Annotated in this window: 22 protein-coding genes; 15 read left to right on the forward strand and 7 right to left on the reverse strand. The window is 68.1% G+C overall.

Translation table 11 applies throughout. The features are described from left to right. Positions 1–71 precede the first annotated feature (71 nt). From phnF to E5P2_RS37125, 5 genes are all read left to right on the forward strand, one after another. Positions 72–839, forward strand: a complete 768-nt coding sequence (phnF, locus tag E5P2_RS37105; protein WP_162572086.1) for a phosphonate metabolism transcriptional regulator PhnF — start codon at positions 72–74, stop codon at positions 837–839. Further along, on the forward strand, positions 832–1,533 hold the full coding sequence (locus E5P2_RS37110) for a DUF1045 domain-containing protein (RefSeq protein ID WP_162572087.1): 702 nt from the start codon (positions 832–834) through the stop codon (positions 1,531–1,533). The genes phnF and E5P2_RS37110 overlap by 8 nt, the downstream gene beginning before the upstream one ends. After that, positions 1,530–2,087 (forward strand): phosphonate metabolism protein/1,5-bisphosphokinase (PRPP-forming) PhnN, encoded by a 558-nt coding sequence (gene phnN / locus E5P2_RS37115; RefSeq protein ID WP_162572088.1) that lies wholly within the window; start codon positions 1,530–1,532, stop codon positions 2,085–2,087. Before E5P2_RS37110 ends, phnN begins: the two co-directional genes overlap by 4 nt. A 251-nt stretch (positions 2,088–2,338) precedes the next feature. Next, on the forward strand, positions 2,339–2,734 hold the full coding sequence (locus E5P2_RS37120; protein ID WP_162572149.1) for an HU family DNA-binding protein: 396 nt from the start codon (positions 2,339–2,341) through the stop codon (positions 2,732–2,734). Between the two features lie 321 nt (positions 2,735–3,055). Continuing rightward, positions 3,056–4,942 (forward strand): feruloyl-CoA synthase, encoded by a 1,887-nt coding sequence (locus E5P2_RS37125; RefSeq protein ID WP_162572089.1) that lies wholly within the window; start codon positions 3,056–3,058, stop codon positions 4,940–4,942. Here the strand turns inward: E5P2_RS37125 and E5P2_RS37130 are convergent. Then, positions 4,924–5,391 carry a DUF3237 domain-containing protein gene (locus E5P2_RS37130; RefSeq protein WP_174262747.1) on the reverse strand — a complete coding sequence of 156 codons (468 nt, stop codon included), beginning with the start codon at positions 5,389–5,391 and terminating at the stop codon, positions 4,924–4,926. The genes E5P2_RS37125 and E5P2_RS37130 overlap by 19 nt on opposite strands. A 148-nt stretch (positions 5,392–5,539) precedes the next feature. Between E5P2_RS37130 and E5P2_RS37135 the strand changes: the two genes are divergently transcribed. Together E5P2_RS37135 and E5P2_RS37140 are read left to right on the forward strand one after the other, a co-directional pair. Then, positions 5,540–6,523, forward strand: a complete 984-nt coding sequence (locus E5P2_RS37135; RefSeq protein ID WP_162572091.1) for a Bug family tripartite tricarboxylate transporter substrate binding protein — start codon at positions 5,540–5,542, stop codon at positions 6,521–6,523. 17 nt (positions 6,524–6,540) lie between these two features. Next, entirely contained in the window at positions 6,541–7,347 is an 807-nt protein-coding gene (locus E5P2_RS37140; RefSeq protein WP_162572092.1) for an enoyl-CoA hydratase/isomerase family protein, read from the forward strand. Between the two features lie 5 nt (positions 7,348–7,352). Here E5P2_RS37140 and E5P2_RS37145 read toward each other — a convergent pair whose 3' ends face one another. Next, on the reverse strand, positions 7,353–8,393 hold the full coding sequence (locus E5P2_RS37145) for an aromatic ring-hydroxylating dioxygenase subunit alpha (RefSeq protein WP_162572093.1): 1,041 nt from the start codon (positions 8,391–8,393) through the stop codon (positions 7,353–7,355). A 138-nt stretch (positions 8,394–8,531) separates the two neighbouring features. On the opposite strand from E5P2_RS37145, the gene E5P2_RS37150 reads away from it, so the two are divergent. Continuing rightward, positions 8,532–9,899: an MmgE/PrpD family protein gene (locus E5P2_RS37150; protein WP_162572094.1), complete on the forward strand. Its 1,368-nt coding sequence runs from the start codon at positions 8,532–8,534 to the stop codon at positions 9,897–9,899. Between the two features lie 15 nt (positions 9,900–9,914). Here the strand turns inward: E5P2_RS37150 and E5P2_RS37155 are convergent, their stop codons facing one another. Further along, on the reverse strand, positions 9,915–10,706 hold the full coding sequence (locus E5P2_RS37155; protein ID WP_162572095.1) for an alpha/beta fold hydrolase: 792 nt from the start codon (positions 10,704–10,706) through the stop codon (positions 9,915–9,917). Positions 10,707–10,713: 7 nt separating this feature from the next. Next, the gene (locus E5P2_RS37160; protein WP_162572096.1) at positions 10,714–11,685 is read right to left on the reverse strand and encodes a Bug family tripartite tricarboxylate transporter substrate binding protein; all 972 of its coding nucleotides are present in this window, start codon (positions 11,683–11,685) and stop codon (positions 10,714–10,716) included. 217 nt (positions 11,686–11,902) lie between these two features. Between E5P2_RS37160 and E5P2_RS37165 the strand changes: the two genes are divergently transcribed. From E5P2_RS37165 to E5P2_RS37190, 6 genes are read left to right on the forward strand one after another with little or no spacing between them, the layout of a single operon-like run. Then, the gene (locus E5P2_RS37165; protein ID WP_162572097.1) at positions 11,903–13,111 is read left to right on the forward strand and encodes an acetyl-CoA C-acetyltransferase; all 1,209 of its coding nucleotides are present in this window, start codon (positions 11,903–11,905) and stop codon (positions 13,109–13,111) included. Between the two features lie 22 nt (positions 13,112–13,133). After that, positions 13,134–15,260: a 3-hydroxyacyl-CoA dehydrogenase NAD-binding domain-containing protein gene (locus tag E5P2_RS38275; protein ID WP_162572098.1), complete on the forward strand. Its 2,127-nt coding sequence runs from the start codon at positions 13,134–13,136 to the stop codon at positions 15,258–15,260. Continuing rightward, a complete protein-coding gene (locus E5P2_RS37175; RefSeq protein WP_162572099.1) occupies positions 15,257–16,270 on the forward strand; it encodes a zinc-dependent alcohol dehydrogenase family protein in 1,014 nt (337 codons plus the stop codon). The genes E5P2_RS38275 and E5P2_RS37175 overlap by 4 nt, the downstream gene beginning before the upstream one ends. Next, entirely contained in the window at positions 16,270–17,100 is an 831-nt protein-coding gene (locus E5P2_RS37180) for an enoyl-CoA hydratase/isomerase family protein (RefSeq protein ID WP_162572100.1), read from the forward strand. Before E5P2_RS37175 ends, E5P2_RS37180 begins: the two co-directional genes overlap by 1 nt. Positions 17,101–17,116: 16 nt before the next feature. Further along, positions 17,117–18,679, forward strand: a complete 1,563-nt coding sequence (locus E5P2_RS37185) for a long-chain-fatty-acid--CoA ligase (RefSeq protein WP_162572101.1) — start codon at positions 17,117–17,119, stop codon at positions 18,677–18,679. Next, positions 18,676–19,161, forward strand: a complete 486-nt coding sequence (locus tag E5P2_RS37190) for a PaaI family thioesterase (protein ID WP_162572102.1) — start codon at positions 18,676–18,678, stop codon at positions 19,159–19,161. Before E5P2_RS37185 ends, E5P2_RS37190 begins: the two co-directional genes overlap by 4 nt. 45 nt (positions 19,162–19,206) lie before the next feature. On the opposite strand, the gene E5P2_RS37195 is transcribed toward E5P2_RS37190, so the two are convergent. From E5P2_RS37195 to E5P2_RS37205, 3 genes are all read right to left on the reverse strand, one after another. After that, complete coding sequence (locus tag E5P2_RS37195; protein ID WP_162572103.1) at positions 19,207–19,749, reverse strand: MarR family winged helix-turn-helix transcriptional regulator; 543 nt, start codon at positions 19,747–19,749, stop codon at positions 19,207–19,209. A 23-nt stretch (positions 19,750–19,772) separates the two neighbouring features. Beyond that, a complete protein-coding gene (locus tag E5P2_RS37200) occupies positions 19,773–20,657 on the reverse strand; it encodes a response regulator transcription factor (protein WP_162572104.1) in 885 nt (294 codons plus the stop codon). A 243-nt stretch (positions 20,658–20,900) separates the two neighbouring features. After that, positions 20,901–21,386 (reverse strand): DUF3237 family protein, encoded by a 486-nt coding sequence (locus E5P2_RS37205; protein WP_162572105.1) that lies wholly within the window; start codon positions 21,384–21,386, stop codon positions 20,901–20,903. Positions 21,387–21,526: 140 nt separating this feature from the next. Between E5P2_RS37205 and E5P2_RS37210 the strand changes: the two genes are divergently transcribed. After that, entirely contained in the window at positions 21,527–22,504 is a 978-nt protein-coding gene (locus tag E5P2_RS37210; RefSeq protein ID WP_162572106.1) for a tripartite tricarboxylate transporter substrate binding protein, read from the forward strand. The last annotated feature ends 61 nt before the right edge of the window (positions 22,505–22,565 follow it).

The following is a 22,565-nucleotide window of genomic DNA, read 5'->3' on the forward strand; positions in this document are numbered from 1 at the left end:
GGTACTCTGCGAAAGTTGTATAGACAAATCGAACAACAGCCGCGAGCTTAGAACCGGGCCATGTAGCTTTCATGACAGCCATCACCTCACTCTCCGCATCTTCTTCCACCGCCCTTTCCGCGCCCGCCGTGCGCGACAGCTTCTGGATCCGCATCGCGGCCGAGCTGGCCGAATCGATCGCACGCGGCATCTATCCGCCGGGCCAGCGGCTGCCTTCGGAACATGCGCTGGCCGAGCAGTTCGGCGTCAACCGCCACACCATTCGCCGTTCGCTCGCGAGCCTGTGCAGCCAGGGCCTGCTGCGCGCGACCCAGGGCAGCGGCACCTATGTCGAGGACTTTGCGGTCGACCTCGTGCTCGCCAGGCGCACGCGCCATCACCAGAACATGGCGCAGGCAGGACTGCGCGGCGCGCTGCGCGTGCTCGACGCGCGCAACGTGCGCGCCACCGCGGCGCAGGCGCGTGCGCTGCGTGTGCCGGCGCGAAGCCCGCTGCTGTGCCTGCACGTGCTCGGCGAGGCGGAGGGCCAGCCGCTGCATGTCAGCGAGCGCTGCTTTCCGCTGCCGCGCTTCGCGGGTCTCGACGATGTGGTGCGCGAGACCGGCTCGATCACCGCGGGCTTCGAAGCGCGCGGCGTGGCGGACTACACGCGGCTGGAAAGCCGCATCACGGCGCAGATGCCCGAGGCCGCGGTGGCGGCCCATCTGCGGCAGACCGCGACGCGGCCGGTGCTCGCGGTCGAGAGCATCAATGTCGACACGGCCGGCGTGCCGATCGAGTTCGCGCTGGCCTGGTTCGCGGGCGACCGCGTCACGCTCACGGTGGCGCACGATGCGTGACAACCATCGCTATGCGGCGTACTTCGCGCCGGCGGTCGACGATGCGTGGTGGCGCGCAGGCAGCCGATGGCTGGGCCGCGATGCGGCGCAACGCCACGCGCTGCCGCAACCTCCGGTGCCCGGCCTTGCCGACGCGGTGCAGGCTCGGCTCACGCAGGCGCCGCGGCGCTATGGCTGGCATGCCACGCTGAAGGCACCGTTCAGGCTGGCGCCCGGCGTCGACGCGGGCGCGTTGCGCGAGCGCATGCGAGCGCTTGCCGCCGGCTTCGAGCCTTTCACCCTGCCGCCGCTCGAGGTCTGCCGGCTCGACGACTTCCTGGCGCTGGTGCCCAGGCCGATGAACCCGGCGATCGATGCGATCGCCGCTGCGTGCGTGAAGGGCCTGCAGCCGCTGGCCGCGGCGCTGCCGCCGGCCGAGCTGGCGCGCCGCCGCGCCGCGGGCCTCACACCGCTCGAAGATGCGCTGCTGCTGCGCTGGGGCTACCCGTTCGTGCTCGAGCGCTTTCGCTTCCACCTTTCGCTGACCGGCGCGTTGGGCGACACCGAGCCGTCCATCACCGAGGCGCTGGAGCGCACGGCCTCGGCATGGTTCGGCGACATGCCGGCATGCCGCTTCCAATCGATCGCGCTCTTCGCGGAGGCACAGCCCGGCGCGGACTTCGTGCTGATCGAGCACTTCCAGCTCGGCGCATGAACGGCGGCAAAGGAAAGGGTCGGCTCATCTACGTGATGGGTCCTTCGGGCGCCGGCAAGGACAGCCTGCTGGCCTGGCTGAAGGCGAAGCTGCCGCCGCAGGCCGATGTGCATTGGGCGCGCCGCACGATCACGCGACCGGTGCGGCCCGGCGACGAGCAGCATCACAGCGTGGATGCCGATGCGTTCCGGCGTTTGCGCGACGCGCAGGCCTTCGCGTTCCACTGGCAGGCCAACGGACTGCATTACGGCGTGCAGCACGTCGAGCTCGCGCCGCTCGCGGCCGGTCGCCGGGTCATCGTCAGCGGCTCGCGGGCCTATCTGCCGCAGGCGCTGGACAAGTTTCCGGCGCTGGCAGTGGTGCAGATCACCGCGAGCGTCGAGACGCTGCGCCACCGCCTGCTCGCGCGCAGTCGCGAAACACCCGAGGCGGTCGAAGCACGCGTGCGGCGCGCGCTCGCCTATCAGGCGCCGGCGCACGCGATCGTGATTCGCAACGACGGCACACTCGATGTCGCGGGCGCGGCGCTGTTGAGCGCATTCGAACGACTTTGATGCACCGCTCCGTGCGCGTGGCATGCGAAGGCTTGGCGGGGCACGTTCAGATGGCGGCCTGCTCGGCGGCGACGAAGAAACCAGAGCGAGGAATCGGCGCGTCGACTTCGTTTATCGCGAGTCTGGCGTCGCCCTTCTCCCGCCTTGCGGCGGACGCCATGAGGCCAGCCCAAGGTCCTCAAATAGAATCGAGGGGCGCGCAATGCGCCGGGCATTCGCCCTTCCCTTTCATCCATCAACATAGAAGAATCATGGCAACTGCAAAGAAGACCGCAAAGACGGCACCTCTCAAGAAGGCCGTCCCGGCCGCGAAGACCGCACCCGCCGCCGTCAAGCCGGTCAAGGAAACGTTCACGAAATCGGGACTGGCGAGCCATCTGGCCGAACAGTCCGGCGTCGAACCCAAGGCCGTGAAGGCCGTACTCGCCGCGTTGGAAACAGCCATTCTTGGCTCGATCAACAAGAAGGGCGCGGGCGAATTCACGCTGCCGGGTCTGCTCAAGATCGGTGTGCTGAAGGTGCCCGCCAAGAAGAAGCGGCGTGGCATTGACCCGTTCACGAAAGTCGAGCGCGAGTTCCCTGCCAAGCCCGCCACGGTGCGCATCAAAGCCCGCGCGCTGAAGAAACTGAAGGACGCGGCACTCTGATCGGCAGCGCTGCGTGCGTCTGACGCACGCGGCGGCCAGCCATTTCTCACGGGGGTCGCAGGAAGACGTTCGGCTGCGCGGAAAGTTCGCACCAGAACCGGACCGCCGAGGCGTGAAGTCGCGCATCAGGCCCATGCTCATGCTGCCGGGGTCCACAATGAGCGGAGAAAAGGCGGCAGGCCTCTGCAGCGACCCCTTCGCCGGCCGTGGCCGCTTCTGCCACTGAATATGGGGCTCGCACGCCGCGAGGCCGCTGGCTGCGCAAGGCTGTCGTCGTTTGGCAGGACACCGTCGCCTTACAAAGCTCCTTAGCATCGGCCGATGCCTGACTTTCCCGAATCGCTCGCATCGGGCGATGCTCCCTACCGTCGGATCCCCCTGGGACCGTGCCACGTCAACGTGACCGCGCGCGACGACGGCAGCCTCCTCGTGTGCTCTGGCGAGGCAGCCACACCCTACCCGGCCAAGTTGACGGACAAGCTATCGCAAGGGGCGACCATTCACCCGCATCGCCTGTTCCTTGCCGTCCGAAAACCCGATGGCGGTTGGCAGCGCATTGCGTATGGGGAAGCAATGGCCCGGGTCCTGCGCATCGCGCAGTCGCTGCTGGAGCGAGGCCTGTCCGAAGAGCGGCCCATCGCCATTCTTTCGGGCAGCAGCATCGAGCACGCGCTCCTTGCGCTGGCCGCGATGCATGTCGGCATCCCCCACTGCCCCGTGACGCCGGCTTACTCGCTGGTCTCGACCGACTTCGTCAAGCTGAAGCACGTGCTCGCCCTGCTCGCGCCTGGCCTGGTCTTCGTGGACGATGGCGCGGCTTTCGACAAGGCCATTGCAGAGGTCCTTCCGGCTGACGTCGAAGTCCTGACCTCGACCTCGCCATTGGTCTCGCGCACAAGTACGCCGTTCGAGGTGCTGCAATCCAAGCCGGCCAGCGCGCAGGTCTCTCGCGCGAGTGCAGCGGTCATGCCGGACTCGACGGCGAAGGTCTTGTTCACATCCGGTTCGACCGGCATGCCCAAGGGGGTCATCAATACCCAGCGAATGCTGAGTTGCAACCAAGCCATGTTCGTGCAGGCCTTTCCCGTCATCCTCAGCCAGCCGCCGGTCATCGTCAGCTGGCTGCCCTGGCATCACACCTCGGGCGCAAACCAGATGATGGGGCTGACGATCTTCTGCGGCGGCTCGCTCTACGTCGACGACGGCAAGCCGATTCCGGGCGAGATCGGCAAGACCGTGGCCAACCTGCTCGAGGTCGCGCCGACGATCTACTTCAGCGTGCCGCGCGGATTTGCTGAATTGATTCCCTGTCTTCGTGCACAGCCGGAACTGCGGCAGAACTTCTTTTCGAAGCTTTCGCTGCTCTACTATTCCGGCGCAGCGCTCGGCGATTCGCTGGTCGCGGACCTCGATGAACTCGCCGTGCGGACGGTGGGCGAGCGCATCCCCATGATGTGCGGCTATGGTGCGACCGAAACTGCCCCGCTCGCTCTGGCGACCAACTGGATCTGCAGCGAGACCGGTCTGGCCGGACTGCCGGTTCCGGGTTGCGAACTGAAGCTCGTCCCGGTGGCGGAAAAGTACGAGGCCTGCCTGCGCGGACCGCACGTGACGCCGGGCTACTGGCGCCAACCGGAACTCACGCGCAAGCTCTTCGACAGCGAAGGCTTCGCCCGGATGGGCGATGCACTGTCGTTCGTCGAACCCGGGAACATCGCGCGCGGTCTGGCCTTCGATGGCCGCCTCGCCGAAGATTTCAAGCTGTCGACCGGCACCTGGGTCAACGTCGGCACGCTGCGATCAAAGATGATCCTCGAGGCGAAGGGATTGTTCCTCGACGTCGTGCTGGCGGGCGAGAACCGCGACGAGATCGCGGCCCTGCTCCTGCTTGATCGCGCCACCGCCTATGCACTGTGCGGCATGAACCCGCAGAAAACGGAATGGCTCGAACTGCTGGCCCATCCCGGCCTGCGGGCTGCCGTCCAAACCGTCCTCGACACGCTGGCGCGCCGGAGCACGGGCAGTTCGACGCGCATTGCACGCGCCATTGTTCTCGAGGAAGCGCCGAGCGCCGCGGCGGGCGAACTGACCGACAAGGGCTCCATCAACCAGCGCGCACTGCTGGCCCATCGCTCGGCGCTGGTCGATCGGCTCTACGCCGCATCGCCCGTGCCGGCGGTCCTTGTCGCTCAGAGCACCGTGAAGTAGCGGATCACGTTGCCGGTTTCCATGCGTGCGCCGACGCCGATGAACAGATGCCGCGTCAGCCAGTCGTGCTTGCCGGGTGGCGTCTCGAAGGTCGGCGAACACCGGAAGTAGTAGCTCGCCGGGTCCACGGTCTCGCCCGGCGGCAATTGGTACAGCCGGTCCATCACCTCCGGCGCGCCGTGGCGGAAGCCCCGGTTCTGGATGTAGATCAGGGTGCCGTCCTGTTCCTCCATGAAGTAGCGCGCATCGAAGCAGAACACGCCGTCGGCACGCACATGGGGGAACTCTCCACCGTGGTTCAACACCTTGCCCTTGAGGCGCGGGCCTTCGAATTCGCCGCCGACGACCGGCACCGACAGCCGTGCCCCGCCGATCCGCGGATTTTCCAGGCGCAGGCGCGGCGCGAGTGTCAGGCGGGTTTCGAATGCGAATTCAAGCTGGGGTTCCATGGCCGCTCCTTCATCAAGCAATCATAGGAAGAGGCGGACGCTGGCGGCGGTCGTATCAAACGACGACAGAGGCTGTCGTGTTTTCGTACGACGGCGCGCTGTCACGCGCATGGCTATCTTGGCATCCATGTCATCCGGAGACCGTGCCATGAAGATCAATCGCAGGGAAGCCCTCTGCGCCGCCGCGGTCCTGCTCACGGGGCCGCGGGCCCGGGCGCAGAAGCTGCCTGCCGACAGGCCGGTGCACATCGTCGTGCCCTTCGCGCCGGGCGGCACGACCGACATCATCGCGCGCCAGGTGTCGGTGAAGCTGTCCGAGGTGCTGAGCCAGTCGGTGGTGGTCGACAACAGGCCGGGCGGGGCCGGCACGATTGCCGGCACGCTGGTGTCCCACGCGGCGCCCGACGGATTGACCTTGCTGCTCGGCGGCCTCGACCTCGCGACCGGCGCCACCCTTCTCGGCGGCCGCACCCGCTTCGATCCGCCGCGCGATCTGAGCGCGATCGCCCCGCTCACGCTGGGCCCCGTGGTCCTGCTCGTCAATCCGTCGAAGACCCGCTTCGACAGCCTCGCGGAGCTGATCTCCGCGGCCCGGGCGCAGCCCGGAACCCTCACCTTCGGCTCGGCGGGCAACGGCAACGTCACCCACCTGTTCGGCGAAATCTTCAAGCGCAGCGCAAACATCGACGTGCGCCATGTCCCCTACCGCGGGGCGGCGCCGGCCATGACCGACCTGATGGGCGGCCAGATCACGATGATGTTCGCCGGCACGGCCAGTGCACGGGAGATGGTGGCGGCAGGCCAGCTCAAGGCCCTGGCCGTCACCGGTGCCGAGCCCCTGGCGGGACTGGCCGGCGTGCCGACCTTCGCCCAGGCCGGCCTGCCCATGCCCGAAACCGAGCTGGGCGCATGGACCGGACTGTTCGGCCCTGCCGGTATGCCCGAGGCCGTCGTGACGCGCCTCAACCAGGCCGTGAACACTGTCCTGCAGATGCCCGAGCTGCGCAGGCAGCTGGCGCAGAACGGCCTGGTCGCGGACCCGGGCTCGGCCGCGATGCTGCAGGCGCGCCTCGCATCGCAGACGCGGACCTGGGCCCAGGTCATCCGTTCTGCTGGCATCACGCTCGAGTGACGGGCAGGGAACACACGATGGGTGGCATCCGCTTCGAGGCCATCGGCCCGGTCGCCGTGGTCGGCCTCGACAGTCCGCCCTTCCATCCGCTGGACCGCGCGATGGTGCGGCGCCTCGGCGAACTGCTGGTGCAATGTGCGCAGGACGACGCGCTGCGCGTGCTGGTGATTCACGGCACCGGCGACAAGGCCTTCAGCGCCGGCTCCGACCTGGCCGAGCTGCGCACCCTGATCGCGCACGGTCCGGACGCGCTCGCTGCGAAGTTCGCGCAGGACGAAAGCGTCTTCGGCGCCCTCGCCCGCTTTCCGAAGCCGACCATCGCTGCGGTCGAAGGCGCCGCGATGGGCGGCGGCCTCGAACTCGCCGTGTGCTGCGACTGGATCGTCGCATCGCGCGCGGCGCGCTTCGGCCTGCCGGAGGTCAAGCTCGGTGTCTTTCCGGGCAGCGGTGGCACGGTGCGCGTGACGCGGCGCATCGGCGACGGACGCGCCCGGCAGATGATGCTGCTCGGCGATCCGATCGACGCCGACACGGCAGAGCGCTGGGGCCTCGTCAACCAGCTGTGCGAGCCCGGCCAGGCGCTGGGCGATGCGCGCCGCCTGGCCGTCCGCCTCGCGCGCGGCCCGGCCCTCGCCATGCAGCTGTGCAAGCAGGCGCTCGATGCGGCGTCGGAACACGGTGAACAGGAAGCGCTGGCCCTGGCCCGCAGACATGCCGTGGACCTGGGTGCTTCAGCCGACCTTGCCGAAGGCCTGCGTGCCTTCGACGAGAAGCGGCATCCCCGCTTCGGCGCCAGCAAGATCCACCGGCCGCCGGACGCGTGACGCGTTCAGGCGGCGCGCGCCTCCTCCTCGATCAATGCCTGCATGATCCGCCTGAAGCGCGACACTGCCGCATCGGCCGAGGTCAGCACCATCGGCGATGGCATCGATGCATCGATGGCCCTTTGCTGCGCTTCGATCATCGTGCGGTCTTCGTGGAAGGCGTTGACGACGGCCGCGACCTGCATGGGCACGCGTCCGTCGTAGGTGTCTTCCGCGCGATGGCCCGCCGTGAAGTAGTAGATGCTTCGCCGCGCCGTCACGGGAACCACCGCCTGCTGCGTCATGTTGACATGGCGCGGGCGGGCTGATGGCTTGGCCATTCCCGACGCCTTCGCCGTTCCGAGAGAGTGGTATTCCGAAGTGAGTAGAAAGACGCCCGGCGCCAGATAGTCATACGCCGTCCAGCGGTCGAAACGGGCGTCGTCGGGCGCACCGATGTGCCTCGGCGGCCGGTCGTCGACCAGCCATCTTTCGACGCGCAACCCGCGCTCGATCGGCGTGACGGCAGGGCGCGTCTCGCCCCACTGAAGGCTTTGTCTTCCGAGCGTTTTCTCGTGCACGTAGCTGAGGTGCGAGAGATCGAGCAGGTTGTCGTTGATCAATTCGTAGAACGCTTCGTACGCCATCGCATCCTGGCCGTAGATCCAGTCGGCCTGACCGGGACCGACGAGGCCGCGCGGGATCAGGTCTTCGCTCGCCCTGGCCGGATCGCCCATCCACACCCAGATCCATGCGCCGGCCTGCGCCACCGGGTAGCTGCGCACGCAGGCCTTCGGCGGGATCCGGTCCTGCCCGGGCACCTCGATGCACTGGCCCGACGGGTTGAACTTCAACCCGTGGTACATGCAGCGCAGATCGTTGCCTTCCCTGCGCCCCAGGGACAGCGGCGCGTGCCGGTGGCAGCAGCGATCCTGCAGCGCCACCAGCGCGCCGTCGGACTTCCGATAGAGCACGATGTTGTCGCCGATGATGGTGCGGGCGACGACGGCATCCGATGCGACGTCCTCCAGCCATCCGGCGACATACCAGCAATTGCGCAGGAACATGATCGAGACTCCGTGGCCATGGAACGAGTCGGAATGTTAGGGGCCGGCTTCAGCGCAGACGGTCATACCGAACAACGACAGCGACTGTCGTCGTTCCAGAGGACAGCGCCGGCGGACCGATCGACCTAGCATCGGCCCATGAGCATTTCGAAGCAATTGGCTGCGCATGCCTCGGGCACGCACTTCGGCGATCTGCCCGCGCAGGCGGTGGCGGCCGTGAAGCGCAGCCTGCTCGACGCACTCGGCGTCACGCTCGCCGCCGGCACGCTGGGGCAGGCCTCTCGCGCCTTCGTCGAGACGGCACGAAGTTCCGGGCAGGGTCCGAGCCGCGTCATCGGCTTCGGCTTCGGCGCGGCGCCTTCGCTGGCTGCGCTGGCCAACGGCGCGATGTCGCATGCGCTGGACTACGAGGACACCCATGACGCCGCGCTGGTCCATCCCCATGGCATTGCCCTGCCGGCCGCGCTTGCCGTCGCGCAGGCGGTCGGCGGCATCACGGGCGCGCAGTTCATCGCTGCGCTCGCGGTGGGAGCCGACATCGGCTGCCGCCTCGGCCTGGCCATGGCCGATGACGACACCCGGCGGGGCTGGACGATGCGCCCTCTGCTGGGCACCTACGGCGCCGCGGCGGCCGTCGGCAAGCTGCTGGACCTCGACGAAGCCAGGATGGTGCAGGCCTTCGCCCTGGCCTTCAATCAGGCCACCTGCAGCAGTGGCTTTCTCTCGTCGCCGAACTCGCACATGCGCGAGATCCGCGACGCCTTCGGAGCGCAGGCGGCAGTCATCGCCGCGCAGCTCGCGGCACGCGGTGTCAACGCCTACGACCAGCCGATCGAAGGCGCGCATGGGCTCTACGCGATGTATGCCGGCGGGCGCTACGACGCTTCGCAATTGACCAGCGGCCTGGGCCGCGTCTTCGAAGGTGCGAACGTGAGCTTCAAGGCATGGCCTTCGTGCCGCGGAACGCACTCGTTCATCGAGGCCGCGCTCGGCCTGCGGGAAGAGGCGTCGGTCGCACCGGCCTCGATTGCGCGGATCGACGCCGTCGTGAGCCCGACCTTTCGCATCCTCTTCGAACCGCTGGCGCAGAAACGATCGCCGCAGACAGCCAACGATGCGAAGTTCAGCGTCCCGTTCTCCACCGCCATCGCGCTGGTGCACGGGCGGGTGAGCCTGGCGGACTACCTGCCGCTCGCCCTGGGCGACCCCGAGGTGCTGGCGATGGCGCGACGCGTGCACTGCGAAGTCTGCGACGACTGGAACTTCGACGATTCGCTGCGCGGCATTCTGAAACTCACATTGCATGACGGCCGGGTGTTGGTGCGTGAGATTTCGAGGCCCCTGGGCGATGCCCGTCATCCGATGTCCGAGGCCGCGCTGCTCGCCAAGTTCATGGATTGCGTGCGCTATGCGGCCACGCCGATCGCACCGGAGCGCGCCCGTCGGATCGCCGCGGGCATCGCGACCCTGGAGCGCGCGCCCGACCTGTCGGCACTGGACGTCTGACCCTGCGACGGCTGATCAGGTCAGCGCGGCGGTGATGAAGTCGCCGACTTCGCGCGCGAAGTCCTCGGGCAGCTCGACCGGCGACAGATGCCCGCAATCCAGGCCAAGAAAGCGCGCCCCCGGAATCGCATCGGCAATGGCGCGCACGCCCTCCATCGGCAGCATCGGGTCGAGCCGGCCGGCGACCACCAGGGCCGGCACGGTGATGGACGGCAACAACGGGCGCAGGTCGGCATCGCGCAGCACGGCCGAGGCCGACGCATAGCCGTGCGGGTCCATCAAGGCGCAGGCCGCGTGGACCGTATCGATGATGGGGTCGCGCGTCGCGCGAAACGCCGGCGCGAACTGGCGCTCCACCATGCGCAAGGCAACGGGCACCATGCCGTCGCGCAGCACCATGGCTGTCCGGGCGTCCCAGCCGTCGGGCGGCGCCGGCAGCCTGGCCAGGGCATGCGAGACCACCAGAGCCTGCAGCCGCTCGCCATGCGTGGCTGCGGCATGCATCGCCACCATCGCGCCGATCGAAATGCCCGCCACCGAGAAACATCGCGCACCGACGGCATCGGCCATGGCGAACAGGTCGCGCGACAGCATTTCGATGCCACAGTCCCCGGCCGTCGTGTCGGTGCCGCCATGGCCGCGCAGGTCGTAGCGCAGGATGCGCAAGCGCTTCGTCAGCAAAGGGGTGACGCGATCCCAGATGCCCTGATCGGCGCCCAGCGGATGAACCAGCACCAGCCATGGAAGGTCCGCCGGACCTTCGAGCCGGAAGTAGTGCCGGACACCCCTCACCAGCGCGATCGGCATGGCCTTCTCATTCGCCCTTCAGGCCGGTGCTCTCGACGACCTTGCGCAGCACGCTCCCGTCATGTTCCACGGTCTGACGAAACTCGGCCACGGACTTCGACGGTGCAGGTTCGTACCCGAGCTTGGCCAGGTTGGCGCGCACGGCGGGATCGGCCAGCGCCGCGCTGCTGGCATCGAAGAGCTTCTGGACGATGTCCGCGCTCATGCCGGCAGGGCCCGCCAGGCCGAACCAGTAGCTGACGTTGAAGCCCGGCAGGCCCTGCTCGGCCAAGGTCGGAATGTCGGGCGCCAGGCCGGAACGCTTGTCTGCGGTGATACCGATCGCACGCAGCTTGCCTTCCTGCACCATCGGCATCACCGAACTGGGCACCGCGAAAGTCACGGGCACTTCGCCGCCGAGGACGGCCATCACCGCCGGCGCGCCACCCTTGTAGGGCACCTGCTTGAGATTCACGCCCGTCATCTTGTTGAAGTCGGTCATGATCAGCGCGGGATAGATGCCCTGTGTCGAAGCGACGAACAGTTCGTTGTTGTTCTGCTTCACCTTGGCAATCAGCTCCGCCATGCCCGTCACGCCGAAGTCCTTGTTGACCGCCATCACGAAGAAGGTGCTGGCCCAGCGGCTGATTGGCGTGAAGTTCGTCTCGTCGTATTTGACGTTGGGACGGTAGAGCGCCTTGTCACCGCCGAACACGGAATCGGGCGCCAGCACGAGGGTGTAGCCATCCGGCGCCGCGGCGGCGACGTAGGCAGGCGCGATCGTCGTTCCGGCGCCCGGACGGTTCTCGACCAGCACCGGCTGCTTCAGCGTCCTGGACATGTGTTCCGCCATCAGGCGCGCGACGCCATCGCCGCCGCCGCCCGGCGCGAAACCGACCACGATCTTGATCGGACGGGTCGGGTAGGCGGACTGAGCGAGCGCGAGCGAAGCCGCAGCGGCGAGAAGCAGGCTCAATGCGGCCTTCATCGTCAGTTTCATTCGTGTCTCCAGCAGTTGGCAGGTGGCCGTGTTGTTCAAGCCATGCCGTCGATGTTGCGGGGCGGTGCGCGCCGTGTCTGTCGTGCGCAAGCAGGACAGCGCTGCGGCGCCGCGAGCGCGGCGCTGTCCTAGTTCGAGACGACAGCCGCGTCGCCTCACAGCCCCTATCGTGGCCGTATGCAAAGAGACTTCCCATCCCGACCGAGGCCGCAAGCCGATGCCTGACGCATTCATCTTCGATGCCGTGCGTACGCCGCGTGGTTCCGGGCGCGCGAGCGGCTCGCTTCATACGCTGTCGCCGATCGACCTCGGGGCCAGCGTCCTGCGCGCCTTGCGAGAGCGCACCGGGTTCGACCGCGTCGCGGTCGAGGACGTGATCTTCGGCGTCGGCGACGCAGTGGAGGATCAGGGAGCGAATCTCGCGCGCTCGGCAGCGCTGCACGCGGGACTCGGCAACGACATCACCGGCAGCGTGATCAGCCGCTTCTGCGCTTCGGGCCTGGATGCGGTCAACCTCGCGGCAGCGAAAGTCGCAGCCGGCCAGGGAGAGGTCGTCATCGCGGGCGGCGTCGAGATGATGTCGCTCATTCCGATCGGCGGCACCGGCGGCCCCTGGGGCAGCGATGCCGACTTCAACACGCTGACCAACTTCACGCCGCTCGGCGTCGCGGCCGATCTGCTCGGCACGCTCGAGGGCCATACCCGCGAGCAGGTCGACGCCTTCGCGGTCGAGTCGCAGCTGCGCGCCGCCCGGGCCTGGCGCGAAGGGCGTTTTGCGCGCTCCATCGTTCCGGTGCGCGATTTCAACGGCGTGAGCTGCCTGGAACACGACGAACACATGCGACCGATGAGCACGCTCGAGACCCTCGGCAAGCTCAAGCCGGCCTTCGCCGACATGGCCGTGAAGGGCGGCTTCGGTGAGACGGTCAAGCGGCGCTATCCCCAGGTCGATCGGCTCAGCCATCTCCACACGGGCGGCAACTCCTCCGGCGTCGTCGACGGCGCCAGCGCCCTGTTGATCGGCTCCGCGAAGGCCGGCGAGATGCTGGGCCTGAAGCCGCGCGCGCGGATCACGGCCGCCGCCAACGCCGGCTGCGATCCCTGCCTGATGCTGGTCGCGCCGGCCGAAGCCGCGCGCCGTGCGGCGTCGCGGCGCGGCATGACACTCGGCGACATCGACCTGTTCGAAGTCAACGAAGCCTTCTCATCCGTCGTGCTGCGCTTCCTGAGCGACACCGGTGTTTCGCACGACAAGGTCAACGTCAATGGCGGCGCGATCGCGATGGGTCATCCGATCGGTGCGACAGGCGGCATGCTGGTCGGCACGCTGCTGGACGAGATGGAACGCGTCGGCGCGGCCACCGGGCTCGTGACGCTTTGCGTCGGACTCGGCATGGGCGTCGCCACACTGATCGAACGCGTCTGACGCCCCTGCGACACCCCTCATCATGATCCGACAACAAGACCTGGGCGATGGCGTCGCCGCCCTCCTTTATGCCTGCGACGGCGCGCTCAACACGCTCGACGCGAGCCTCAACCGCGAACTCGGCGAGCGCATCGACGCGCTGCTGGCCGATGACGGCGTCAAGGGCATCGTGATCGGCTCCGACAAGCCCGACTTCATCGCCGGCGGCGACCTGAAGGAGCTGCAGGCCGCGCCCGATCCCGCCAGTGTCGTGGCCATCGTCGCGCCCTTCCTGGCGGCCTTGCGCAAGATCGAGAAAGGCGGCAAGCCGGTGGTCGCGGCCCTTCCGGGCACGGCGCTCGGCGGCGGCCTCGAGCTCGCGCTGGCCTGCCACCAGCGGATCGCCGCGGACAACGCGTCCGCCCGCTTCGGCTTCCCGGAAGCCACGCTCGGGCTGATGCCCGGCGCCGGCGGCACGCAGCGGCTGCCGCGCTTGATCGGCATCGCGGCCGCCGCACCGATGCTGCTCGACGGCACGCGCCTGTCGCTCGCCGATGCGGTGACCAGGAAGCTGATCGACCAGGTCGTGGCGCCGGCCGATCTGCTCGAGACCGCCAAGCAATGGGCGCTCGCCAATCCGGGCGCGACGCAACCCTGGGACCGCAAGGGATTCGCCGCGCCGGGCTTCGCTGTCCAGTCGGCGGCAGGCCGACAGTTCTTCGCAGGCGCCTGGGCGCGCGCGAGCCGCGGCGCCGGCGCCAGCAACCTGGCCGCGCGCGCCATTCTCGAATGCCTGCAGCAGGGCATGGAGCGCTCGCTCGAAGCGGGCATCGTCATCGAGACGCGGCAGTTCGCGCGCCTTGCCGCGGGCAACGACGCCAAGAACAAGATCCGCACGCTGTTCAACGGCGTCAACCGCGCGAGATCGATGACGATGCGCCCTTCCGGGCCGCCTCCTTCCACGGTGGGCCACCTCGCGGTGATCGGCGGCGGCGTGATGGGTCGCGGCATCGCGCACGTGGCCGCGCTCGCCGGCCTGCAGGTGACGCTGCTCGACCTGAGCGACGAGGCCGCACGCAAGAGCCGCGACGAGATCGCGCGCAATGCCACGCGGGAACACGAGAAGGGCCGGCTGCGCATGACCCCGCAGGCGCTGCTGTCCCGCATCGAACCAACCGCCGACTACGCGCGCATCGCCCAGGCGGATTTCGTGCTCGAGGCGGTGTTCGAACGCGCGGACGTGAAACAGGCGGTCCTCGAAAGGGCTGCTGCCGTGGTCGGGCGGGACGTCCCGATCGCCAGCAACACCTCGACGATGCCGATCACCGGCCTTGCTGGGTACGCGACGATGCCCGAGCGTGTCATCGGCCTGCATTTCTTTTCTCCCGTGGATCGCATGCCGCTGGTCGAGGTGATTCGCGCGCGGCAGACCAGCGACGCGACGCTGGCGCGCGCACTGGATTTGATGAAGCAGCTCGGCAAGACGCCGGTTGTGGTCAACGACGGACTGGGCTTCTTCACCAGCCGCATCGTCACGACCTATTCCAGCGAGACGCTGAACCTGATCGGCGAAGGCGTGCCGCCGCAACTGATCGACAACGCCGCCGTCAACGCCGGCTTCGCCATCGGCGGCGCCGCGCTGGCGGAGCTGACGACGATGCCGCTGCTCGCGGACATCCTGAAATCGATGCGTGGCGACGGCCAGCGCATCGCCAACGCCGGCAACCGCGCCGAGCCCACGCTTGCGGCGCTGCTCGCGCTGGGCCGCATCGGCAAGGCGGCTGGCAAGGGCCTCTACGACTACGGCCCCGAGGGCCGCGCCGTGTGGCCCGGGCTGGCGCTCGCGTTCCCGCCGGCGGGCGATCCGCTCGACGAGGAAACCGTGCGCCAGCGCCTGTTCGCGGTCCAGTCGCTGGAGGCCGTGCGCGCGCTCGACGACGGCATCCTGGGCCAGGCCCTCGACGGCGACGTGGCGGCGGTCCTCGGCTGGGGCTATCCCGTGCATCTCGGCGGGGTCTTCGGCTACATCGACCGCGTCGGCGTGCCCGCGTTCATCGCGCAATGCGAGTCGCTGGCCGCGCGCTTCGGTGCGCGCTTCGATCCGCCCCGGCGCCTGCGCGACATGGCCGCTGCCGGACAGACTTTTTATCCAGACGAGGCAACACGATGAAGGCAATGGTGATGGAGTCGCTCGGGAGCGCGAACCTCCGGCTGAAGGAAGTTCCCGATCCGAAACCCGGGCCCGGCGAGGTGCTGGTGCGTCTGCGCGCGGCATCGCTGAATTTCCGCGATCTGCTGGCGCTCGAGGGCGGTTATGGCTCGCGCCAGAAAAGCGCCCATCTCATTCCCCTGTCGGATGGCGCGGGGGAAGTCGTCGAGGTCGGCGCCGGCGTCAAGGCGTGGCAGGCCGGCGACCGCGTCGTGGGCTGCTTCTTTCCGGACTGGCTCAGCGGCCCGCCGAACGAAGCCATGATGGCGCGCGACCTGGGAGGGATGGAAGACGGGGTCGCGTGCGAGCTGCGCGTCTTCGGGGCCGAGGGCCTGGTGGCGATGCCGAAGTCGCTCAGCTTCGTCGAAGCGGCGGCCTTCCCCTGCGCCGGCGTCACCGCCTGGAATGCGGTGCGCGCCGATGCGGGCATCGGGCCCGGGCAGGTGGTGCTGACCCAGGGCTGCGGCGGCGTGGCCTTGTTCGCACTGCAGATCGCCAGCGCGGCCGGCGCCCGTGTCATCGCGCTGTCCTCCAGCGAGGAGAAGATGGCGCGCCTGCGCCAATTGGGCGCGCAGGACACGCTCAACTACAAAGAGGATCCCGACTGGGGCAAGACGGCGCGCAAGCTCACCGGTCAGCGCGGCGTCGATCTGGTGGTCGAGACCGGCGGCGCGCAGACGCTGAAACAGTCGATCCGCGCCACCCGCATGGGCGGCACGATCGCCATGATCGGCATGGTGAGCGGCCCCACGGCCGAGCTGAACCTGCCGCTGGTCGCCATGAGCAGTCTGAGGATCCACGGCGTGGCGGTCGGCCATCGCGACCATCTCGCGCAATCGCTCGCCGCCTTCGAAACGAACGGCATCAAGCCCGTCATCGATTCGACGTACCCGCTCGAGGCGCTGGCCGAGGCCGTCGCACACGTGAAGAGCGGCAAGCAGTTCGGCAAGGTCTGCATCGAGATCGCCTGATGCCGGCTGCTCCAGTCTCCAACGGCCGACCGTACGGCCTCGAGCTGCAGGTGGCGGACGCGGTGGCCACCCTCACGCTCGATCGTCCGGAGGTGCTGAATGCGCTGGACGGCGCGCTCATCGATTCGCTGATGGTCGCGCTCGACACCGTCCGCCGCGACGACGGCATCCGCGTGCTGATCCTCACTGGCAAGGGCCGCGCCTTCTGCGCCGGCGCCGACCTGCGCGACCCGATGATGGCGCTGGATCTGCCCGCCGCGGAGCGCGGCCGGCGCTTCATGGCTTCGAGCGACCGCGGCATCAATGCGCTGGCGCGTGCGCTCGATACGCTGGGCAAGCCCAAAGTGGCTGCGGTCAATGGCGCCGCCGTGGGCGGCGGTGTGGCGCTGGCCCTGTGCGCCGACATCGTGCTGATGGCGCGCTCGGCCTATTTCCAGATGCCCTTCGCCTCCCAGCTCGGGTTGGTGCCGGACATGGGCGCCAGCTGGCACTTGATGCGCCGGGCCGGGCCGACACGCGCGATCGCGGCGGCGATGCTGGGCGAACGCATCACCGGTCCGCAGGCTGCCGAATGGGGCCTGGTCTGGCAGTGCGTCGAGGGCGGCGAATTGCGTGCGGCCGCTGATGCGGTGGCGCGCAAACTGAGCGCGGGTGCGCCACGCGCCTTGAAGGCCCTGCCCGCCATGATGTGGCGCGCCTTCGACCACGGGCTGGACGCTCAGCTCGAGGTCGAGCGCGAGCTGCAGGCCAGGCAGGTGCAGACCGACGACTTCATGGAAGGGGTCAAGGCCTTCCAGGAAAAGCGCGAGCCCCGCTTCACGGGGCAGTGAATCCGGAGCAGACAGAATGAACGAGAGACTGACGCAAACACTGCGCCGCGCCGCGCAGGTGAACCCCCGCTCGGCGGCCACGGTCTGTGCCGGGCGCACGCGGACCTGGGACGAGGTCGAGGAGCGCGTCGCCCGCGCCGCCGCCGGGCTGCGCGCGCTGGGGATCGCGCAGGGCGACCGCGTGGCCTTGCTGGCGCTCAACAGCGACCGGTATCTCGAAAGCTACTACGCCGTGCCATGGATGGGTGGCGTGCTCGTTCCGCTCAACACCCGGCTCGCCGCCTCGGACCTGCACTACATGGTCAACGATGCGGACGCGAGGGCGATCTGTCTCGACGAGAGCTTCCTTCATCTGCTGCCGCAGTTGCGCGAGGCCTGCCCGGGGTTGCAGCACGTGGTCTACCTGGGTGACGACGCCGTTGCCGGCGAGGGCCTGTTGCACTGGGACGAGATGGTGGCTGCGCATCCACGCCTGCCCGACGCCGGACGCAACGGCACCGACCTCGCAGGCATCTTCTACACGGGCGGCAGCACGGGCAAGCCCAAGGGCGTGATGCTCAGCCACGGCAACCTGGTGAGCAACGCGGTGAACGGCTGCTACATGATCGGCTACGACGCCGCGAGCGTGTTCCTGCATGCAGCGCCGATGTGCCACCTCACGGACGGCATGTCGACGGTGGCCGTCACGATGGCGGCGGGCACGCACGTCTTCATCCCCAAGTTCGAGGCGGCGCAGGTACTGGACATGGTGGCGCGGCACAAGGTCACGAACGTCACGCTGGTCCCGACGATGATCGCGATGATCCTCGAAGTGCCGGGCATCGAGCGCATGGCGCTCTCGAGCCTGCGCCAGTTCATGTTCGGTTCGGCACCGATGCCCGAGGCGACCTTGAAGCGGGCCGTCGAGGTGTGGCCCGACATGCGCTTCCTTCATGGGTGGGGCATGACGGAGCTCTCGCCGATCGGCACGATGCTGCCGATGTCCATGCGCAAGCCCGCCATCGCGGGCGACCGCCTGAAGTCCTGCGGGCAGCCGATGCCCAACATCGATCTGCGCGTGGTCGACCCGGACGGCAACACGGTGGCTGCGGGCGTCACCGGCGAAATCGTCGTGCGCGGACCCACCGTCATGCAGGGTTACTGGAACAAGCCCGAGGAGACCGCAGCGGCCATCGTGGACGGCTGGTTCCACACCGGCGATGCGGCGCTGATGGACCAGGACGGGTACGTCTACATCGTCGATCGCCTGAAGGACATGATCATCAGCGGCGGCGAGAACATCTATTCCACCGAAGTCGAGAACGCCATCTCGCTGATGCCCGGCGTGGCGGAGGCGGCAGTGATCGGCGTCCCCGACGCCAAGTGGGGCGAGCGGGTCCATGCCATCGTGGTGCCGCGCGAGGGCGCGCAGCTCACGCAGGAGGCGGTCACCGCCTGGACGCGCGAGCGCATCGCCGGCTACAAGTGCCCGCGCTCGGTGACGATCCGCACCGAACGCCTGCCGCTCTCCGGCGCCGGCAAGGTGCTGAAGAAGGAGTTGCGCGACCCGTACTGGGCCGGACACGGCAAGAAGCTGTGAACGCGCCGCGCTTCAACCCCGATCAGCTTCTGGTCCAGCGTTTCCTGCGCGATCCCGGCGCGCCGCTGGCCATCGACTCCAATCCGCTCGCCGCCGACCTCGGTGCCGTGCTGCGCGGCGCCGATGTGCAGCAGCGCACGCTCGTGCTCGACTTCGCGCCGCCGGCGCGCTACCTGCAGGGCGACGGCGTGATCCAGGGCGGCATCGTGGCGACGATGCTCGACTTCGCGCTGGCCTTCGTGGTGCTCGCCGCCCTGGCGCCCGGCGACTCGGCCGCCACCGTCTCGCTCAACCTGCAGTTCGAGCGCGCGGTGCTGCAGGGTGCGGTGCGCGTGAGCGCGAAGCTCGACCGGCTCGGCGGGCGCATGGCCTTCGCTTCCGCGACCGTGGCATCGCCCGACGGCAAGGACACACTGGCCCGCGCGAGCGCGGTGATGGCCGTGCGGCGAAGCGCGGCTGCCGCTGCGCCACGCCCGACGTGAGCGCGCGCATGGAGCGGCTCGGTCCGGTGGAAGGCAGCGGGGCGCCTACGCCAGGATGCGCTGCAGGAATTCCATCAGCTGCGCGCGTTCCTCCTGCGACAGCGGCTCGAGCACGCGCGCTTCATGCTCGCGCACCTTCTGGGCATAGACGGCGAGCTTGCGCTGCCCCAGTTCGGTCAGGGCGATGGCACCGATGCGTTTGTCGCTGGGGATCGGATGGCACTCGATCAAGCCCAGCTGCACCAGCAGATTGACCACCTTGAGCGCCGCCGGCCGCGCGATGTTCAGCGCCCGCGCGATGTCGACCTGCCGCACACCCGGGTTGGCGCCGATGATCGAGAGCGCCGTGAAGCGCGCCGGCGTGATCTCTTCATGCACCAGGGTGTCGAGGAAGCTCCGGTAGATCCGATTGTCCAGTCGCCGCACCATGTAGCCGACGTACTCTTCCATCTGCGTCATGCACAGCTTGGAAGGGGCGATGTAGTCATCGAGGCTGATCACGCCGCCATGGCCGATCCGGGACGCGGCGGGTGCGGCGCCCTCCTTCGGATCCTGCTCTTCGGCTCGGGCGGCTTTGGACTTGGCCATCGGGTTGAAGTTCTTTCCTTGACTCAGGCCGCATGAAGGAGGGCCGTTCCTGTGCGCCCGGCTTCCTGCGTCGCGGGCGCTTGCGACTGCGCGAGCGCGTGGCGGCGCAGGACCGCGGCGAACAGTTCGCGTCGCGAGGCCACGCCCAGTTTCTCATAGGCCCGCATGCGGTAGGTGGCCACCGTCGTCGGCCGTAGCTTGAGGTCTTCGGCAATGCGATTGACCGTGACGCCGTCGAGGATGCGCATCAGCACTTCCCGTTCGCGTTCGGTGAGGCTGGGACACAGCTCGCCGATGTCGCCGGTGACGGTATCGCGGAAGCCCGTCTCGCCGTCGATGTCGCTGGCGTAGTGCCGCGCGACGCAGCCCGCGATCACAGGCGCAAGTCCGACCAGCGTGTCGACCTCCTGCGCGGAGAAGCTGGGCTGCCCGGCGATGCGGTAGATGTGGACCGACAGCCAGCTGTCGCTGGCGCAGCGCATCAACACGGTGAGCCGTTCCCGGATGCCGAGGGCAGTGAAGCATGCCTCGCGGTATTCGGGCTCTTCGATGTCCTCGCAGCGTTCCCGGCACACCACGACCTCGCCCTTTGCGATACCGGCCGGGCGGCGCGAAGCCATCTGGTGCATCGCGTCCGCGCGATAGTGGTCGCGAAGGTAGGCCGTCGCGCTCTTGATCGCGACCCAGGGGCCGCCCTCTCCGGCACCCGACAGCAAGCGGGGGTTGCGTGACGCTTCGTGCGCAAAGATGGCGCAGTGCTGGCTCGGGAGGGCGGCCTGCACCGTATGCAGGATGGCGGACGCGAGTGCCGTGCGGTCCTGGCTGGCGATGGCGCCCACCAGCCGCGCCACGCTCGAAGCCTGCACGCAAGCGCTGCTGGCTGCTGGGTTGACGGGCCAAGTCTGCATGGAAGGTCTCCTGAAGCGACGAAGGAATGAGCCTGGGTCATATTGTTAACCTGATTAACATTCTACGTATTTCGCTCACGCGACCGCTAGGGTTTATGCGTATGAATTCGCCTCGGGCGCGCGGGTGGGCGATGCGCGCCACCGGCCCACCGCCGGGGTGGACGCAATGCCGAATTTGCCTTGGCGCTGGCGCGTGCGCTGCAGCGCCAGCGGGGATCTACGCGAAAGTCAGGAAGCGCCCGACTACGCAACTTTCCAGAACCGGAAGATGGAGTGATCCGCCTGACGGTTTCCGGTGCCGATGAACACGGTCCTGTTCATCCAGTCGTACTTGCCCTCGGGCGCCTCGAAGGTCGGGCAAAGGCGCATGTAGTACTCGTGGGGCTCGACAGGATCCAGCCGCTCCATGCGGGCGGTCACCTCCGGCGATGCATAGCGAAAGCCCCGGTTCTTCACCAGGATCTGCGTTCCATCGTCGGCCTGCAGCATGTAGAACGCCGTGAATTCGACGGCCCCGTTGGGCCAGTAGGCCGGCCAGTCGCCGCCGCTGTGCGGGACCACGATCCCATTCAATTTCGGACCGGCGACGTCGCCGCCGACGACGCCCGTGTACCCACGGGTGAAGCCGCTCGAAACAGTTCCGATCTTCACCCGGTTCGAGAACTTCACGCGGAAGGCAAATGCAAATTCAAGACCTGGAGGGTCCTGCGGCTCAGGATCAAACTTCATTGATGCACCTTTCTTGAAGAGGATGGCGAGCATAGGGCGGCACCGCCACGAGGCGTTGTCGTTGTCTAGTACGACGTACTCGCATTCATCACGATTTCAGAATGGCGGCTGTCCATGCAAAGCAACTCTTGGAGACCCGGATGAAACGAATTCCTGCAGCCTTGCTCGCGGCGATCGCGATCGCCAGTGCGTCGATGGCGCATGCAGCGAGTGCCTTCCCAGACCACCCCGTGCGCATCATCGTGGGCTTTCCTCCCGGCGGCGGCTCCGACGGCATCGCGCGCATCCTGGCCGAACACATGGGGCGTACGCTCAAGCAGGCCGTCATCGTCGAGAACAAGCCCGGCGCGAATTCCACGCTCGGCGCCGCCTACGTGGCCTCGGCCCGACCGGATGGCTACACACTGCTGTTCGGGGCCGAATCCGTGCTCGGCGCCGACAAGGTGGCGTATGCGCCGACGGTCTCCTACGGGGAGACCAGCTTTACGCCCATCAATCGGATCGCAAGCAGCTTTTTCGTCCTTGCAACCAAGAAGGACTCCGGACTTCGCACCTTTGCGGACGTCGCTGCAAAAGCCAGGCAGTCGACGACGCCAATGTTCATTGCTTCCCCTGGAGGAACGTATCCCGAGATCGTCACCGCGGATCTGAAAAGACTGTCGGGCCTCAACCTGGACGAGGTCCTGTACAAGGGCGGCAGCCCGGCGGTGATGGCTGTCCTCGGCGGTGATGCACCGCTGACCTTCATGGGGCCCGGGGCTGTCCTGCCGATGGCGCGCGAAGGGAAGCTCAATGCAGTGGCGATCACGCTCGACCACCGGTCCCAACTCATGCCGGATGTGCCCACCTTGGCCGAGTCCGGCGTGAAAGGCTTCGCGATGAGTTACTGGTATGGCCTGATGGGGCCCAAAGGCCTGCCGGATGACGTGGTACGCACCCTGTTCGACGCCACGTCGCAAGCGCTTGGGGACCCCGCAGTGCAAGGCAGGATCTCGGAGCTGGGCTACGAAACCATGCCGATGCGATCGCCCCAGGAGTTCCGGGCCCTGGCCCTGAAGGATGGCGCCGCGCTTCGCGCCCGCGTGGAAGCGCTCCCGGTTCGTGAGGCCGCCCGCTGAGCGGGTATGGCGCAACGCCATGCAGGGCAGCAACGGACGCTGGCTTCGTGATGTCCACCGC

This window comes from Variovorax sp. SRS16 (genome assembly GCF_901827165.1).
Lineage (GTDB): Bacteria > Pseudomonadota > Gammaproteobacteria > Burkholderiales > Burkholderiaceae_C > Variovorax.

Bases quoted from the DNA above. Each gene is read 5' to 3' on its own strand.
- phnF (WP_162572086.1), top strand. From the start codon at position 72: ATGACAGCCATCACCTCACTCTCCGCATCTTCTTCCACCGCCCTTTCC.
- E5P2_RS37110 (WP_162572087.1), top strand. From the start codon at position 832: ATGCGTGACAACCATCGCTATGCGGCGTACTTCGCGCCGGCGGTCGAC.
- phnN (WP_162572088.1), top strand. From the start codon at position 1,530: ATGAACGGCGGCAAAGGAAAGGGTCGGCTCATCTACGTGATGGGTCCT.
- E5P2_RS37120 (WP_162572149.1), top strand. From the start codon at position 2,339: ATGGCAACTGCAAAGAAGACCGCAAAGACGGCACCTCTCAAGAAGGCC.
- E5P2_RS37125 (WP_162572089.1), top strand. From the start codon at position 3,056: ATGCCTGACTTTCCCGAATCGCTCGCATCGGGCGATGCTCCCTACCGT.
- E5P2_RS37130 (WP_174262747.1), bottom strand. From the start codon at position 5,391: ATGGAACCCCAGCTTGAATTCGCATTCGAAACCCGCCTGACACTCGCG.
- E5P2_RS37135 (WP_162572091.1), top strand. From the start codon at position 5,540: ATGAAGATCAATCGCAGGGAAGCCCTCTGCGCCGCCGCGGTCCTGCTC.
- E5P2_RS37140 (WP_162572092.1), top strand. From the start codon at position 6,541: ATGGGTGGCATCCGCTTCGAGGCCATCGGCCCGGTCGCCGTGGTCGGC.
- E5P2_RS37145 (WP_162572093.1), bottom strand. From the start codon at position 8,393: ATGTTCCTGCGCAATTGCTGGTATGTCGCCGGATGGCTGGAGGACGTC.
- E5P2_RS37150 (WP_162572094.1), top strand. From the start codon at position 8,532: ATGAGCATTTCGAAGCAATTGGCTGCGCATGCCTCGGGCACGCACTTC.
- E5P2_RS37155 (WP_162572095.1), bottom strand. From the start codon at position 10,706: ATGCCGATCGCGCTGGTGAGGGGTGTCCGGCACTACTTCCGGCTCGAA.
- E5P2_RS37160 (WP_162572096.1), bottom strand. From the start codon at position 11,685: ATGAAACTGACGATGAAGGCCGCATTGAGCCTGCTTCTCGCCGCTGCG.
- E5P2_RS37165 (WP_162572097.1), top strand. From the start codon at position 11,903: ATGCCTGACGCATTCATCTTCGATGCCGTGCGTACGCCGCGTGGTTCC.
- E5P2_RS38275 (WP_162572098.1), top strand. From the start codon at position 13,134: ATGATCCGACAACAAGACCTGGGCGATGGCGTCGCCGCCCTCCTTTAT.
- E5P2_RS37175 (WP_162572099.1), top strand. From the start codon at position 15,257: ATGAAGGCAATGGTGATGGAGTCGCTCGGGAGCGCGAACCTCCGGCTG.
- E5P2_RS37180 (WP_162572100.1), top strand. From the start codon at position 16,270: ATGCCGGCTGCTCCAGTCTCCAACGGCCGACCGTACGGCCTCGAGCTG.
- E5P2_RS37185 (WP_162572101.1), top strand. From the start codon at position 17,117: ATGAACGAGAGACTGACGCAAACACTGCGCCGCGCCGCGCAGGTGAAC.
- E5P2_RS37195 (WP_162572103.1), bottom strand. From the start codon at position 19,749: ATGGCCAAGTCCAAAGCCGCCCGAGCCGAAGAGCAGGATCCGAAGGAG.
- E5P2_RS37200 (WP_162572104.1), bottom strand. From the start codon at position 20,657: ATGCAGACTTGGCCCGTCAACCCAGCAGCCAGCAGCGCTTGCGTGCAG.
- E5P2_RS37205 (WP_162572105.1), bottom strand. From the start codon at position 21,386: ATGAAGTTTGATCCTGAGCCGCAGGACCCTCCAGGTCTTGAATTTGCA.
- E5P2_RS37210 (WP_162572106.1), top strand. From the start codon at position 21,527: ATGAAACGAATTCCTGCAGCCTTGCTCGCGGCGATCGCGATCGCCAGT.